14 protein-coding genes are annotated in these 15,220 nt (G+C 38.0%); 13 read left to right on the top strand and 1 reads right to left on the bottom strand.

Features of this window, described 5'->3' with window-relative positions:
* Window positions 1-69: 69 nt before the first annotated feature.
* The 9 genes from FEE95_RS00245 (at window position 70) to FEE95_RS00205 (ending at window position 9,177) form a co-directional block, all read left to right on the top strand.
* Window positions 70-591, top strand: a complete 522-nt coding sequence (locus FEE95_RS00245; protein ID WP_138655829.1) for a PaaI family thioesterase — start codon at window positions 70-72, stop codon at window positions 589-591.
* Window positions 588-1,562 (top strand): NADPH:quinone oxidoreductase family protein, encoded by a 975-nt coding sequence (locus tag FEE95_RS00240; RefSeq protein WP_138655828.1) that lies wholly within the window; start codon window positions 588-590, stop codon window positions 1,560-1,562. The genes FEE95_RS00245 and FEE95_RS00240 overlap by 4 nt, the downstream gene beginning before the upstream one ends.
* Before the next feature lie 167 nt (window positions 1,563-1,729).
* Entirely contained in the window at window positions 1,730-2,467 is a 738-nt protein-coding gene (locus tag FEE95_RS00235) for an SDR family NAD(P)-dependent oxidoreductase (RefSeq protein ID WP_138655827.1), read from the top strand.
* Between the two features lie 4 nt (window positions 2,468-2,471).
* Window positions 2,472-2,936: a MaoC family dehydratase gene (locus FEE95_RS00230; protein WP_138655826.1), complete on the top strand. Its 465-nt coding sequence runs from the start codon at window positions 2,472-2,474 to the stop codon at window positions 2,934-2,936.
* Between the two features lie 91 nt (window positions 2,937-3,027).
* Window positions 3,028-3,807, top strand: a complete 780-nt coding sequence (locus FEE95_RS00225; protein WP_138655825.1) for a LytTR family DNA-binding domain-containing protein — start codon at window positions 3,028-3,030, stop codon at window positions 3,805-3,807.
* A 75-nt stretch (window positions 3,808-3,882) separates the two neighbouring features.
* On the top strand, window positions 3,883-4,521 hold the full coding sequence (locus tag FEE95_RS00220) for a peptidase associated/transthyretin-like domain-containing protein (protein WP_138655824.1): 639 nt from the start codon (window positions 3,883-3,885) through the stop codon (window positions 4,519-4,521).
* The gene (locus tag FEE95_RS00215; protein WP_138655823.1) at window positions 4,514-5,104 is read left to right on the top strand and encodes a YceI family protein; all 591 of its coding nucleotides are present in this window, start codon (window positions 4,514-4,516) and stop codon (window positions 5,102-5,104) included. The genes FEE95_RS00220 and FEE95_RS00215 overlap by 8 nt, the downstream gene beginning before the upstream one ends.
* Window positions 5,105-5,284: 180 nt before the next feature.
* Entirely contained in the window at window positions 5,285-7,105 is a 1,821-nt protein-coding gene (locus FEE95_RS00210) for an AMP-dependent synthetase/ligase (protein WP_138655822.1), read from the top strand.
* Between the two features lie 158 nt (window positions 7,106-7,263).
* Complete coding sequence (locus FEE95_RS00205) at window positions 7,264-9,177, top strand: phosphoribosyltransferase-like protein (protein WP_138655821.1); 1,914 nt, start codon at window positions 7,264-7,266, stop codon at window positions 9,175-9,177.
* 45 nt (window positions 9,178-9,222) lie between these two features.
* On the opposite strand, the gene FEE95_RS00200 is transcribed toward FEE95_RS00205, so the two are convergent.
* Window positions 9,223-10,524 (bottom strand): M20/M25/M40 family metallo-hydrolase, encoded by a 1,302-nt coding sequence (locus FEE95_RS00200; RefSeq protein ID WP_138655820.1) that lies wholly within the window; start codon window positions 10,522-10,524, stop codon window positions 9,223-9,225.
* Between the two features lie 214 nt (window positions 10,525-10,738).
* Here FEE95_RS00200 and FEE95_RS00195 point away from each other — a divergent pair, with 214 nt between their 5' ends.
* From FEE95_RS00195 to FEE95_RS00180, 4 genes are all read left to right on the top strand, one after another.
* Complete coding sequence (locus FEE95_RS00195) at window positions 10,739-11,626, top strand: zinc-binding metallopeptidase (RefSeq protein ID WP_138655819.1); 888 nt, start codon at window positions 10,739-10,741, stop codon at window positions 11,624-11,626.
* A gap of 277 nt (window positions 11,627-11,903) precedes the next feature.
* The gene (locus FEE95_RS00190; RefSeq protein WP_138655818.1) at window positions 11,904-12,404 is read left to right on the top strand and encodes a T9SS type A sorting domain-containing protein; all 501 of its coding nucleotides are present in this window, start codon (window positions 11,904-11,906) and stop codon (window positions 12,402-12,404) included.
* A 2-nt stretch (window positions 12,405-12,406) separates the two neighbouring features.
* On the top strand, window positions 12,407-13,039 hold the full coding sequence (locus tag FEE95_RS00185) for a hypothetical protein (RefSeq protein WP_138655817.1): 633 nt from the start codon (window positions 12,407-12,409) through the stop codon (window positions 13,037-13,039).
* A gap of 33 nt (window positions 13,040-13,072) precedes the next feature.
* The gene (locus tag FEE95_RS00180; RefSeq protein ID WP_138655816.1) at window positions 13,073-15,217 is read left to right on the top strand and encodes a hypothetical protein; all 2,145 of its coding nucleotides are present in this window, start codon (window positions 13,073-13,075) and stop codon (window positions 15,215-15,217) included.
* Window positions 15,218-15,220: the final 3 nt, after the last annotated feature.

The raw sequence follows: 15,220 nt of genomic DNA, 5'->3' as shown, positions 1-15,220 counted from the left end.
TTAGGAACACATTTGTTGAATTTTTGAGAATCTCAAAATAATAGAAATAGATAAAAGCCTAAAGAAAGAATGTCTATTTACCAAAAAATCGGTGAGGTCGGTTCAAAGTTCATTGGAAAGCCAACACTTTTTAAATACGGATTCAATCTATCCCCCATGTATCGTAGAAGTACGGGAAGGATAATTGCAGTTTCCGAAGATTTATTACAGGTGCGTATCAAGCTTCCTTTGAGTTATAAAAATCGGAACTACGTAAATTCTATTTTCGGTGGAAGCATGTTTTCTGCGGTAGACCCAATACCCATGGTGCAACTCATGAATCTTTTGGATTCAAATTATGTGGTTTGGGATAAATCCGCAGAAATATATTTTAAACGTCCTGCGAAAGAACACCTATTTGCAGATTTTAGTTATACTGAAAATGAGATAGTAGATATCAAACAGAAAGTAGCTCAAGACCAAGAAACGGAAATAATAAAGACGACACAACTTACGAACAAAGACGGATCTGTAGTATTTTGTGAGGTGAAGAAATTGATTTATATAGCTGACAAGTCCTATTTTAAGAATAAGCGAAAAGTTAAAAAATGAAAGCAATACGATGTAAAGCCTATGGTCCACCAGCATCCCTGGTATTTGAAGAAGTGGAGAATTTAACACCTAAGGCAAAAGAAGTTCTTGTAGAAGTAAAAGCATGCGGACTCAACTTTCCAGATACCCTGATAATTCAAGGTTTGTATCAGTTTAAACCTGATTTACCCTTTACTCCTGGAAGTGATGTAGCTGGTATTGTAAAGGAACTAGGAGAGGGCGTCTCCCATTTGAAAGTAGGGCAAGAAGTTTTTGGCTTTGTACCGCATGGAGCGTTGGCTGAAGAAGTTTTGGTGCCATCGAATGCATGTTTTCCAAAACCCCCTCAAATGGATTTCCCAACAGCCGCATCTTTTCTAATGGCTTATGGAACTTCGTATCACGCTTTGAAAGATAGAGGTCGATTGGCTGAAGGAGAAACGCTTTTGGTTTTAGGCGCTTCTGGTGGCGTAGGACTAGCAGCTGTAGAATTAGGAAAGCTGATGGGCGCCAAAGTAATTGCCGCCGCATCGACTGATGACAAGTTAGCATTATGTAAGGAGTACGGAGCAGATGAAACAATCAACTATGCCACTCAAGATTTAAAAAGTACGATAAAGGAATTGACCGAAGGAAAAGGTGTCGATGTTGTTTACGACCCTGTTGGAGGAGCCTATTCCGATGCAGCTTTAAGAGGTGTAGCTAGAAATGGTCGATTTTTAGTGGTTGGGTTTGCGGCCGGGGATATTCCTAAAATTCCTTTGAATCTTCCACTTTTGAAAGAAGCATCTATAGTAGGTGTTTTTTGGGGTGCTTTTGCGATGAAAAATCCCAAAGCGAATATGGAGAATACCATGACGCTCATGAAATGGCATGCAGAAGGAAAATTAAAGCCGCACATTCACGCGATTTATGATTTAGCAGACACCTCAAAAGCGTTGGAAGAAATGACCAATAGAAAAGTAAAAGGGAAATTGATAGTAAAGGTATAATGAAAAAGGTACGAGATGCAGTTTTAGTAACTGCTGTAACATCGAGCGGAATCGAGATGCTTTCTTGCTAAAAAGGCCGTTCTCGACTCCGCTCGAACTGACAGTACGCAAAATGAAAAATATAGTAATATAGATTCCCAACTACCCGGGAATAAAAATAAAGTAATATGCGTTTAGAAAACAAAATAGCAGTAGTAACAGGAGGTTCCAGAGGAATAGGTCAAGCGGTGTCTGAATTATTTGCCAAAGAAGGAGCCACGGTAATTATAGTAGATCTGTTACCTCAAGGACAAGATGTCGCGGATGGAATCAATTCGAGTGGAGGAAAAGCAGAATTTCATTCGGTTTCTGTAACGGATAAATCGGCTATCGAAAATCTCTTCGCTGAAATAAATGAGAAACATGGAAAACTCGATATCCTAATTAATAATGCAGGAATTACCAGGGATAGGACCCTCGAAAAAATGAGCGAAGATGAATGGGATGCTGTTATCGATGTGAACCTGAAGGGAGTGTTTTTATGCACCCAAGCTGCTGCTCCCTATATGAAGGCGAACAAATACGGTCGAATCGTAAGTGCTGCTTCTAATGTAGGTTTACGTGGTAATTTTGGACAAACGAATTATGCTGCTACCAAAGCAGGAGTAATCGCCATGTCCAAAACATGGACTATGGAACTAGGCAAACATGGTATTACCGCAAATGCGATAGCTCCGGGCTTTACTATGACTGATATGGTGGATAAGATTCCTAAGGAACATTTTGCAGCTATAGAAGCAAGTATCCCTCTAAGAACGGTAGCACAGCCTATTGACATCGCTTATGGTTATTTATATCTAGCTTCGGATGAAGCAAGATTCGTTTCAGGAATATGTTTAACGATTGACGGAGGAACTTCAAGATAAAATTATGGCAAAGCTAACACTAAAAAATTTTGACGCCTTTCGCGAACTGGAAGGGAAACAGCTTCCCAGCGGTGATTGGATGACCGTTACCCAAGAAATGATAAACGATTTTGCAAAAGCCACTGGCGACTTTCAATGGATACATGTAGATATTGAAAAGGCGACAAAATACTCTCCGTTTAAAAAACCTGTGGCCCATGGTTTTATGTCTGTATCCTTGCTTTCAAAAATGTTGGAAGAACTAATTCAAGTGAAATCTGCTCAAATGGGCGTGAATTATGGTTTGAACAAGGTTCGTTTTCCGAGTCCGGTTGTGGTTGACAGTCGCCTTCGACTAGTTGGAGGAATCTCAAAAATAGAAGATTATGGAGATACAGGATTAAAAATCACATGGAACTGTACCGTTGAAATCGAAGGTTCCGAAAAACCAGCTTGTGCAGCTGAGTTTTTAAGTCTAATGTTCGAATGAGTCCGTTTAGTTGTTTTATGCCCACGATTAATTGTTGAAGTAATTATTTTAAGGTTTTCCTTAACTTAGATACAGGATTAGATTCGAACAAATGATATTAGCGTCAAAAAGAATTACTAGTGGTAGCAATCAGTATTTATTGCTAATAGGTATAGTCCTTCTGTCCGTAGTTGTTACTAGGGATATCATACATTCTTCAATCAAGGACTATAGTTTTTATCTTTCTGAATCACTACTTTTCAGTACATTCTGGTTACTATTTATTCCATTGACAGTAGTCTGTAAAAGAGAAGCTAAAAAGAGGTTTAATATAACACTACCGGTCATTTTAAGTATACTGCAGCTTACTGCTTTTTCTCTTTTTGTTTTTTCCGTATCAACACTCTTTTTTGAGGATTCCTTTGAGTTTTATCGAACGCTTATAAATACTACTTCCAAATATGGCCTCGTTTGCGTCTTGTTTTATGGTTTCTGCAATTTTCTTTTCGTAAATGATAAATCCATTTTGGAGAAAGGTACATACCAAAAAACCAAGCGTAAAATTAAAGTCAACAAGAAGGGCAAAGCAATTCTGTTGGATTGTGATGAAATTATTTATGTAAAATCCGATAAGCCGTATATAGCACTAATAACCAAGGATAGAACGTATTTGCATAAATGCTCGCTTAAGACCTTCTTAAGGGAATATGCTACCAAGAATTTTTTGCAAGTTCATAAGAGTGTCATTGTGAATACAGAGGACGTAGTATCCTATACTTCACGAAAAAATGGAGACTACGACCTTTATTTGACAAACGAACATTTGGTAAGAGTCAGCAGGAATTACAGCCGAAATTTCAAATCCTTTTTCGAAAACATCAGGTTAGAATAAAATCTACTCAGCTTAGCATACTTTATTTGATGATTTGGTATTGCTGGAATAGTTTGGTTCAAAACTATTTCGAACATGAAAATCATTTCAATATTATTTCTGGTAGCCTTTTTTGTTTCAAGTTGCTCTGGGCAAGTTCGTGAAAGGGGCAAGACTAAAAAAATAGTAGGCGGACCCTGTGAGGATTGCGAGGCGGCCTTAGATTATCAGAAATTGGACCTACAACTTAGTACTATCGATACTGTGGAAGGTTATCAGTCTTTCGAAAAGAAAATCGAAATAACGGGAACGGTATTCAAGTCAGATGGCAAAACTCCAGCTAAAAATGTCATACTTTATTTCTACCAGACGAATAGGAATGGTATTTATGAACCGAGCGAGAATCCCGTAGGATGGGAGCGAAGACATGGTAAATATAGGGGTTGGGTTAAAACCGAATCGGATGGTAAGTTTTCATATTATAGTTTCAGACCTGCTGCATACCCTGATGGAAGAGACCCCCAACATATTCATTTGTACATAGTAGAACCATACAAGAAGCCATACTATTTGGATAATTATCTTTTCGACGACGACCCGATGTTGATACAAAAAGAAAGAGATGGATTGCAAAATCGGGGCGGTTCGGGTATTGTGGTATTAAAAGTAGGCCATGGTATTTTGACCGCCAAAAGGGACATCATTCTAGGGTTGAACATTCCTAATTATGAATAATTTCTTTACATATATCACCCTTTCGATTCTTTTCTGTTCCTGTATGGGTAAGCATGGTTCAAATGCCCAAAAGGTGAAAATTACCGATGCAGAAAGACAAACGGTTAATCAACTAGGTGACACGGTTCAAATTGACCTTGAAAAATCAAAGGTTCATTGGAAAGGAACCAAAATGCGAGGAGCGACTAAGCATGAAGGAGAAGTCGAACTAAAAAGCGGTTACTTTATTTCCAACAGAGGGGAACTAATGGGAGGAAGTTTTATCGTAGATATGCTTACCATAGGAGTGACCGACATTCCAAAGAGTGATTCAATTCCCATCAGAAATATCAATGAACATCTCAAAAGTGCTGACTTCTTTGAAGTTGAAAAGTTTCCTGTTTCGGAATTTCATATCACGAGGGTAAGACCCGTAGCAGGAGACAGTTTAGCCATTTCAGGTAATTTAGTTATTAAGAATAGTACCAAGCATATTGTTTTTGGGGCAAGGTATAGCGACCATTTATTTTCGTCGACATTTACAATTGACCGCTTTAATTGGAATATTGGCGATTATGGAAGTTGGGTGGAAAAAAAATTCTAGATAAAAACATTGAGATGAGAATAGTCCTTAAAATAAGATAGCTCTTTTTAAGATTGGGAATAGGAGTAGACAGTTAAGGCTTTAATTTCACCATTGCGTTGCGCTTTAATATACTAGGTTTCCTTTAAGAAACCTCTGGTATTTTTTGTACATTAAAAGCCGAATCAAAATACCATACCAATGACTAGACTTTTTGACCTGCTGTATTACCAACTCGAAAACCATCCTTTAGAAAAATCCCTTAGTAGTCGAGATGCATCTGGCAATTGGCAAAATTATAGTTCAAAGCAAGTTTTAGATGCTGCTGAGCAGGCCGCTTCAGGTCTAATCGGATTAGGTTTGCAACCCGGTGATAAGGTCGCTATGGTCATTTACAAAAATAGACCTGAGTGGGTCATTATGGATTTTGCCATTCAAATGGCTGGTCTCATAAGCATTCCTTTATATGCTACCATCAGTATTGGTGAATACGAGTATATCTTGAATGAAGCTGAGGTAAAGGCAGCTTTCTGCGGAGGAGGGGATTTATATAAAAAACTTAGTGGAGCGCAACCCAATGTATCTGGTTTAAAACATATTTACAGTTTTGATAAACATGATGATAGACCCTTTTGGAAGGATATCTTCAGTACGGACCATAAAGAACAAGTTGAACAAGTAAAAAAGAGAATTAAGGGTGAAGATTTATTGACCATTATATATACCTCTGGTACCACCGGAAACCCTAAAGGTGTCATGCTCACTCATGACAATGTTATGCATGTGGTTAAGAAAACATCTATTTTAATGGCGGCGGATACTGGGGATAATGTGCTCAGTTTTCTACCACTATGCCACATATTTGAACGAGCTGTTTCCATGGTATATTATTACAAAGGATGTGGAACTTATTTTGCAGGGACAGATAATCTCAGTGGTCCTGATGGGGATTTGGCGGCCGTAAAGCCAACTACGTTTAGTACGGTGCCGCGACTTCTTGAAAAAATATACGAGGCTATTTATAACAAAGGCTTGACTTTAGATGGAGCAAAAAGAAAACTCTTTGTCTGGGCCTTGAACCTTACGGATGACTACGAAATCAATCAAAAACTATCTTTTGGAAAAAAACTAAAATGGAAGATTGCAGATAAGTTGATTTTCAGTAAGTGGCGAGAAGCCCTGGGAGGTCAAGTAAAAGGCGTTGTAACGGGATCGGCTCCTTGTCCGGTGAAAGTCATGCGCGTTTTCTGCGCGGCTGGTATTCCCATACGTGAGGGTTACGGACTTACGGAAACCTCACCTACCTTGACCGTAAATACGATGGATTCGGATGGTGTTATGTTAGGGACCGTGGGACCAGCCATCGAAGGTGTTGAAATTTTAATCGACCAAGAAGGTGGAGATTATAAGGAAGACGAAGGCGAGGTTTTGGCTCATGGCCCCAATGTGATGCTTGGTTATTATAAGAAGCCCGAAATAAATGCACAGGTGTTTACCGAAATAGAAGGGAAGAAATGGTTCAGGACCGGAGATATTGGCAAGTTAGTTAGTGGACCCAATGGGAGGGAGTTTTTAAAGATAACGGATAGAAAAAAAGAACTATTGAAAACTTCTGGGGGCAAGTATGTTGCACCTGCACCCATCGAAAACAGAATTAAAGAAGAGTTCTTGGTTGAGCAAATGATGGTCATTGGCGATAAGCAAAAGTTTGTGTCGGCTTTGATTGTTCCAGCGGAAGAAGCGTTGAAGAGCTATTGTGCAAAAAAAGAAATCCCTTGGACTAGTTTAAAAGAAATCATTACGCATAAAAAAGTACTTAAACGGTATCAAAAAATTATCAATAAGTACAATCCGGAATTCAGTCATGTGGAACAAATCAAAAAATTCCGATTATTGGCCCAAGAATGGCTACCCGTTCATGAAGATGGAGCCGAATCAGAATTGACTCCGAAACTATCCTTAAAAAGAAGGGTAATCCGTGAGAAGTTCAAAAAAGAAATTGAAAGTATTTATATAGATTGATTGCTAAATCATATTGAATCAGTCCTTTTCATTGTAAGCTTGTACTGGGTGTTCAGTGTGCTACTACCCAAAAATATTTATTGAAACATGATTATGTATGTTAACGAACTAACTAATATAAACTACCTATGCACTTTTAACAGGTGCTTTTAATTTAAATGAACAAAGCAGAAAAAATTCTTAAGAACTTAGATTTAATAGAATATTTGGTTGAAAATTTCAAAACGTATTACACAAAAGATATTAGTGTAGAAAAAATAATAACGTTTTTATATCAATTTAAAGGAGCAGAAGAAGTCGGATTTGTTTTAAAATTATTGTCTACAATAAGATTTTTGTCTCAAGAAAAAATACTTCATCTATTGCTTACTATTGTTTCTGAATGTAAGGAAGAGATTGACAATAAAAACTCAAAATTTCTTATTTCATCTTTGGGTCAGGGCCAAGATAGTGCCTCAATATTTACATATGATCTTGGAAAGGAACTATTTGATAGTGAACAAGATAGTTTGGACTCCTTATGCACTGTGACAAATTTGGGGATTTATTTACAACAAAAAAAACCATCATTTCTAATTTTTTTTGATGATAATATTACATCTGGAATTCAGTTAAAGCAATTTTTTACTGAATTATTAGAGGAAACAGATAAACCTGAAATTATTAGGTTTCCCTTATCGGAAGTTCAGATTGACCAACTTAAAAAATGTAAAATATTCTTATGTTTTGCTATACAACTTGCTCAAGAATGTGAAGATATTATTTGTGAAATCGAAAATAAATATCAATTGAATATTGAATTAAAGGCAGGTGTCAAAGATTTTACGAATTATCTGGATTATAGCTCTCCAATTGTGACCTCCATAGAGGAGTCAAAAAAAATAAAAAAAATGGTATCGCGTATCTCCAGAAGCTTGTATATGGATAAAAAATGGGGAAAACACAAGGTTTATGAAAGGTTGTATGGTTTTGGGAATTTGGGCAAATTAACCGTTTTTGAGCATAATATCCCCAAATCATTAATACCAATATTTTGGAAAACTGGGATTTACAAAGATAAAAGATGGCTTCCTTTGTTTCCTGAAAGGAGTGAGTATAAAAAATTGGATGATTTTCATTTTGATCAAATTAGAAAAAGTATAGATTCTCTGAAAAAAGAATTGATTGATAATAATCCAAGCCTAAGCAGGAAGGAAGAACTAATAAAAGAAAAAATAGATGATACGGATTTTTGGTCAATTCAAGAGAGTGGTAATTCTATTATATTAAAATCCAACAACTTATGTTGTGCTATTTTACAAATGAGACCTTTGACAGAAATCGAAAGGTCCAGCTCAAACGAGTACCAGATTACTTCTATTTCTGACCTGAAAAAGGGTGTTTATAACTTTAAGAAAAATGTAAATTCGAAGTTTCAAAGTATTTTGGATTTGGAAAGAAGAAATAGATTCTCTCAATATATGTATTTCCTAAAAGGAGAAGGAATAGTTTCACATAGCATAAGTTCTAAGTTTATTGATGATTCTGATTTGAGAGGAGATTATACACTATTTATTTTTTACACCGTTAATGAGCGTGATGAAATGACACCATTGTATAGCGCGCGTTCTTTTGCTGATGAAATTGATATATCAAACGAAATTTCTGTGACTGAAAGAATAAAAAAACCTGAGTCTTTTGAAGAAAGTCTACTCACTAAACAAATGCAGAACGTTTCTAATTTAAAAGATGGGTTAGATATGGAAAATACGTTTGTAATGGACCGTCTTGCGGGTAGAAGCTCATACGGCTTTAACTACATAAAATACCTTATTTTTAGGTTGGTCTATTCTTATAACCTAAAAAGTGGTCGAACGACTATTGTGGGGCTAGCTCGAAAAAGCCCATATGAAAGATTGTTATGTCAATATTTGAATCTTGGGTTTGTTTTAAAAGGTTTAACTTATTACAATATTGGAACTACCGAAAAAATACCGCATTGGGTAATTTACTCAGACTTAAATAGTATCGGAGAACGAAGTCGTCAACAACGAAGTAACAATATTGTAATAGAGCCAAGGAGAATAAGATAATGATCTTTAAAAATCAAGAGTAATTATCTGCATATTATTTAAATTCTATCTTAGTTTTAAACCCGCTTCTGCCATGGTAATTAAAAGTGCCATTTTAATGGCCTTTGTACCATCAGTATTCATCCACCATTCCCCCAAGGAATGAGCACCACCGCCTTTTCCACCACGACCTAAAGTTACTGCGGGAATTCCTAGGGCAATAGGAATGTTTCCGTTCGTCGAACCTCTTGTCAATCTAGGTTGCTCATCAAAAAAGGTAGTAGCAGCGATAGCACGTTGTACTAAGGTAGTGCTTATGGGCAATTCTCCCGAAGGACGGTCGCCTATTTTTATGAGTTCGAGTTCAATTTTATCATTGATTCCGGTTTTGTTGTATTCAGCTACTGCAGCATTCATAGAAGCCTTAAAAATACTATCAATCATTACTAGCCTCGAAGCATCCACCGAACGCATATCAACTTCCATCCACGATTCAAAGGGAATCGAATTAACAGAAGTTCCACCGCCTATTCTACCAATATTAAAGCTTGTTTTGGGTCCTTCATCCGTATACTTTTTAGCTTCCTTTGTGAAGTGGGTAATCGCGTACCCTAAAGCATGATGTGGATTGGCTAATCCGAATGCGCCCCAAGAGTGCCCTCCTTTTCCTTTGAAGACTGCTTTATAACGGGTAGAACCCAATCCGGCGTTATTTACCCTTCCTGCCGAACCACCATCGATGGCCACCCAAGAATCTATTTTTGGGGCTCCTTCACGAAAAAAATGTTTTACGCCGCGTAAATCTCCCAAGCCTTCTTCCCCGACCGAACCGACAAACCAGATGTCAGCTTTTGGTTTGATTTCAGCCTGTTTCATGGCCTTTGCGATAGCCAAAAGCATTGCCAACCCCCTTGTGTCATCTCCAATTCCTGGCGCGTACAACGTATCTCCTTTTTGTTGTACTGTGACGTCTGTTCCCTCTGGGAAAACGGTATCCAGATGGGCGTCAAGGACTACTACGCGATTTCCCTCTGTTCCTTTTTTGAGTCCGATAACATTACCTACTTCATCTATCCAAGATTTATCTATTCCTGCTTTATCGAGCATCGCTTTAAAGGCAACTGCCCTTTTGGTTTCTTTAAAAGGTGGAGCCTCGATTTCAGTAAGCGCAATCAGGTCCTCTGTGGTTTGCTCATCAATTTCATCAAGTATCTTAAAGGCATTCTTGATTTGTTTTTGAGAGCTAAGCTTCTTGATTTCCTTTACATAGGATTTATCCGCTTGAGGTACCTCTTGAGCGGTAATTACTGAAAAGGAAAATACCATGGCTATCAAGGTTGGTAAATGGTATACGTAGTTCAATTTCATAGTATTAGGTCTTTGGTTTCGAGACAGAAGTTTCAAGGGGAAAAGATAACGAAATTGTCGGAAGTATGAATTTGGGTAATGGAAAAATAAAACTCTCACGTCTAGTGTAGGCTAGAATAAAAGGAGTTTAAAATAATACAGTTTAATCTTCGTTATAAGTAAGTAAAATCTTACAATTATATTTTGTAAGTCCTGAATCTTTAAGACCCTACTTATGAAGACTACCAGAAAACTGGTTGGTTTGGCTATGGTGTATACCATAATGCTCTCCATAAATTCCTGTGATTATTATGAACCACCTGAATTGCCCATTGAGCAAGAAAACACTTCTGAATTCTCTGATAATTCCTCGGAACCCAAAACATCAAATCAAGAAGACAAAATCACACTGTACCAAGTCGAAGGTGAAGATATTATAAAGATTCAAGACTATGAAGTTGAAGGGGAATTAATTGAATTCCAAAATGATATAGCCAAACATCAAGAACTTTGGGAGCTAGTAAAAAAGATAATTCCGCCAGATTATCGTTCTAAGATGAGTCAGTTTTTGATTTACCATGGTGAAAAAACGAAAACCTCGGGTTTTGTAGATCCAACCATCAATAACTTATCAAAATGGCAATTCGCAATAGCCATCGACTATGCTTACGAGAAGGGTTTCGATTTTGAAGATGACCTTGTTTTCACCATCATTCATGAGTTCGGACATATTTTGACTTTAAATAATGAACAACTTACAGCCGGCGTTATCCCGAATAATTGTACAAATTACTATGTCAATAAAGGTTGTTCAAAAGCTAACTCCTATATCAGTACATTTTACAATAGTTTTTGGCTAGATATTGAAGAGGAGTTTAATGCTCTTGAAGAAACGATAGCTGCCAAATCTTCTTTCTACACAAAGTATAGTGACCGTTTTATTTCTGAATATGCCGCCACAAGTCCCAGAGAAGATATTGCCGAGGTTTTTGCCACCTTCGTCGTTCAGTCTGATGTTGAAACTCGAAATTCGGTTGTTGGACAAAAAATCCAACTCATGTATGAGTTTCCGGAATTGACAGAGTTACGGAAACGAATTAGGGAAAATAATATCCTACCCTAGCTCAATGCAACAAACAGAAATCCTCAGTATGTCAGAAGTTTATTTAGGTCTTTGAGAAGTGAGGATTTTCTTTAAATTTTAAACTTATAACTTAGGGAACACTAAACCATTGAAAATGAATTACTTCCTCCTTAGATTATTGTATTTGCTCTAAACAAATGACGTTTTATCGATCATACACAACAAAACACAGGCTTCACACAACATTCTTTATTTAAGACCAAATGTTTAGGGTTATTTTGTCGTTTAAATAGCTAAAGTACTCACAACCAGCCAAATGACTAAAATCAACCTATTGTCCCTAGGTTTCTTTTTATGTGTTATTGCCAATTGCAGAGCACAAGAACTTCTAAGATCTACACTTAGCACCTCGGGGTTTTCAAAACAATTATCCGAAAAGGATGGAGCCTTTCTTGTACAACAAAGTATAGGCCAATCAAGTGTTATCGGGACTTCTCAAGTAAACGGCGTTGAGGTAAGACAAGGCTTTATTCAGTCTGGTCTTAAGGTCAGCAAACTTATCGTTACAGAATCAGACTTAGATGCTGTTATTTATCCAAACCCAATTCATAGTGAGTTGAATGTCAAATTTAATGAAGACATTGATGACAACATTTTCATATCAATATATGATATGATGGGCAGGTTGGTATTCATTGATGAACAAAAACCACAGCAAGAAATCACACTAGATTTAAATGCGCTTTCAAGTTCGACCTACGCAATGCGAATCGTGACGGGTAGCAAACAATTCAAAGTAAATATTATAAAGCGATAAACATGAATAAATTTTTACTCATCATATTTCTACTTGTAACAATACCCGCAGTTGGTCAAGAGGTATATCTCGAATCAGGAAAGACCTTTGCTTCCTTTGATTTTACCGACTCCCAGGGTAATCAGTTGGAGAACCTTCAACCCAATGCCAACCATTACATTGCATTTGGCTATCGAAACGGAATCTTATTTGATAATCTATATGCATCAACAGGGATTTCACTTTCCGGCTACGGCGCCATTGGAAGTGACGACGGACTCGGAAATTTCATGCAATGGGATGTTAATTACATCGACTTCAACGGTTCGCTGGACTATGAGATAATCAAGGCTGGAGATTTTGCATTTTATGTAAAAGGCCAGTTGACCTTAGCCTTTATGGTACAGGGTAATCAGACCATCAATAATCAGGTCATCAACTTGAGAGATGTCGATGAGTTTAATAAAACTGTGTTAGATACACGTTTTGGTGGTGGATTCTCATATTTAATATATCGATATCTAAGCTTTTACGTGCAATACATGTATGGAAAAACCTGGTCTCCAAATGTTGTGACATCATTTGGAGGAAACCTTGAAGACCTTCGTATTTCGAGTCACAATATAGGCCTAGGCCTTCGAATCGTAATAGAATAATCGCCACAAAATAACCACCAACTACCCACTAAAATGAACAACCATAATACCTTTAAAGTCAATCGAAGGGCCATAGCGTTGCTACTGGTCTTTTTCTGCTTTGCATTTGCTGCAGCCCAAACCGATGGAATCAGTTATCAAGCGGTGATTATCGGGCCATCGGTACATGAGATTCCCGGACGTGATGTTCCAGGTGATATCTTGGCACGTTCTGAGGTACCCATGCGCTTTACCATAACGGATGATTCTGGTGTGATGGACTATCAAGAAGTACATCTTGCTTCAACAGATGCCTATGGAATGGTTCACCTGATTATCGGAAAGGGTACTCCACAAGTGGGTATCTATACCGAAATTGTGTGGGACGGTGACCCAAAACAACTTGGAGTTGAGGTGGATTTAGGAGATGGTTATATTGATATGGGAGGACAAGAGTTGATGTTTACTCCTCATGCCTATCACAGGGATATTATAGCTACGGGTGATTTAACGGTAGAAGGACGAACAGATTTAAACGGAGATTTAGAAGTCGATGGCCACACCTTATTAAATAATACACTAACCGTCGCCAATGGTAGTGAAACACGCTTGACGGGTAGTTTAACCGTTGATGGTACCACCACTATGAACGACGCACTAGCTGTTACCAACGGAAGCGCCACTGAGCTTTCGGGTACATTGAATGTAGTTGGGACCACTGACTTAAACGATGATTTGAATGTGGCTAATGAAAGTGCTACAGAACTTACCGGTACTTTAACTGTTGCGGGAGCTACCCAAATGGATAGTACTCTTACCGTAAACAACTTAGCGACCATCGACGATATATCAACCCAAATGATTACCGTGCAAAGTGATCAGCCTGGCCACGTGGCTACATTTGAAAATCTAAATGGAGCAGATGGTGATGGTTTATTAATAAAATTGGGTAGAACGCACGGAGCATGGGACGGAAGTGCATATCTATATGCCGAAAACCCCGCATTATCAGTTTTAGATGGGCCAACAAGTACCGTTAGAGGTTGGCTGGACGGAACAAAAGGCTTTTCACCAGAGGAAATGCTTGGCTTAATGGGTCCCGAAATGATTGCTGAGGCAATGGTCGCGATAACCAATGAGCTGTTCGAGGCGATGAACGATGGATTGGGTTTACCAAAAAAGTTTCCTGCATTGACCATACCAAGAACAAATTTATTCCCGAGAACCACCATTTTTCCTGGAGTCGGTTTGGGTCCTTTAGGATCTATACCGCGAATTACTATTCCTGAAATAACCGTGCCTGAAACCGATATCAACCCAGAATTTACCATATTACCGGAAATACCCAAGATACCTATAGGAAACGGTTTCGATTTTTCAGTTCCAAACCTAAGTGCCACCTCGGTTACCAATTCGTTGACCGAAGAAAATGAATACGTTACTTTCCAAGATATGGATGGGAGGGTAACAGGTTCAATACGGGCACAATCGGTACAAAATTTTAGGGATAATACGATTTTAGATAACGTTTATCTTCTAAATGTAGTTTCTGGTTTTATAGGTATCGATTTATTGGATGGTTTCACTTCAGGAACGGTCGAAATCTCAAACTGGGTCGATTTACACAATCATATTGGCGTAGAATATGCTTCGGGTCATGGCGATTATGCTGAATGGTTGGAGCGTTCTGATATCAGTGAATACCTTACCGCAGGTGATATTGTAGCGGTAAAAGGAGGAAAAATCACACGCGATTTAACCGAGGTAGAACAGATAATGGTCGTATCCCATAAACCAATTATTTTAGGAAATATGCCAGAAGAAGTTGAAGAATATAAAGGGAATAATGTAGCCTTTATGGGGCAAGTTCCTGTCAAGGTAATGGGCGCTGTGCGCAGTGGCGATTATATCGTTGCTAATTCTGAAATCAAAGGATATGGAAAAGCCGTACATCCTGAAAACATGACTTCGAAAGACCATATGCTTGCGGTAGGGAGATCTTGGGAAGAGAAACCAATCGAAGGTCCAAAAATGGTCAACACGGTTGTTGGCGTTCACAATGGTGATTGGGCAAAAATCATGATGAAATTGGAGCGAAAACAACGAACATATGAAGCGAAATTCAATACAATTGAGGCTAGGGTTCGTCAACTGAGTAAAAAAGCAGATAATCTTTCAGTGTTAAACGAAGAAGAGTAGACC

This window comes from Maribacter algarum (ex Zhang et al. 2020) (assembly GCF_005885635.1).
Classification (GTDB): domain Bacteria; phylum Bacteroidota; class Bacteroidia; order Flavobacteriales; family Flavobacteriaceae; genus Maribacter_C; species Maribacter_C algarum.
Note: the sequence above shows the minus strand (reverse complement) of the source record. Positions and strands in the feature narration are given on the sequence as shown.

Coding starts and splice junctions, on each gene's coding strand:
- FEE95_RS00220 (WP_138655824.1), top strand. CDS start 3,883: ATGAAAATCATTTCAATATTATTTCTGGTAGCCTTTTTTGTTTCAAGT.
- FEE95_RS00190 (WP_138655818.1), top strand. CDS start 11,904: ATGACTAAAATCAACCTATTGTCCCTAGGTTTCTTTTTATGTGTTATT.
- FEE95_RS00240 (WP_138655828.1), top strand. CDS start 588: ATGAAAGCAATACGATGTAAAGCCTATGGTCCACCAGCATCCCTGGTA.
- FEE95_RS00200 (WP_138655820.1), bottom strand. CDS start 10,524: ATGAAATTGAACTACGTATACCATTTACCAACCTTGATAGCCATGGTA.
- FEE95_RS00205 (WP_138655821.1), top strand. CDS start 7,264: ATGAACAAAGCAGAAAAAATTCTTAAGAACTTAGATTTAATAGAATAT.
- FEE95_RS00230 (WP_138655826.1), top strand. CDS start 2,472: ATGGCAAAGCTAACACTAAAAAATTTTGACGCCTTTCGCGAACTGGAA.
- FEE95_RS00210 (WP_138655822.1), top strand. CDS start 5,285: ATGACTAGACTTTTTGACCTGCTGTATTACCAACTCGAAAACCATCCT.
- FEE95_RS00235 (WP_138655827.1), top strand. CDS start 1,730: ATGCGTTTAGAAAACAAAATAGCAGTAGTAACAGGAGGTTCCAGAGGA.
- FEE95_RS00195 (WP_138655819.1), top strand. CDS start 10,739: ATGAAGACTACCAGAAAACTGGTTGGTTTGGCTATGGTGTATACCATA.
- FEE95_RS00245 (WP_138655829.1), top strand. CDS start 70: ATGTCTATTTACCAAAAAATCGGTGAGGTCGGTTCAAAGTTCATTGGA.
- FEE95_RS00185 (WP_138655817.1), top strand. CDS start 12,407: ATGAATAAATTTTTACTCATCATATTTCTACTTGTAACAATACCCGCA.
- FEE95_RS00180 (WP_138655816.1), top strand. CDS start 13,073: ATGAACAACCATAATACCTTTAAAGTCAATCGAAGGGCCATAGCGTTG.
- FEE95_RS00225 (WP_138655825.1), top strand. CDS start 3,028: ATGATATTAGCGTCAAAAAGAATTACTAGTGGTAGCAATCAGTATTTA.
- FEE95_RS00215 (WP_138655823.1), top strand. CDS start 4,514: ATGAATAATTTCTTTACATATATCACCCTTTCGATTCTTTTCTGTTCC.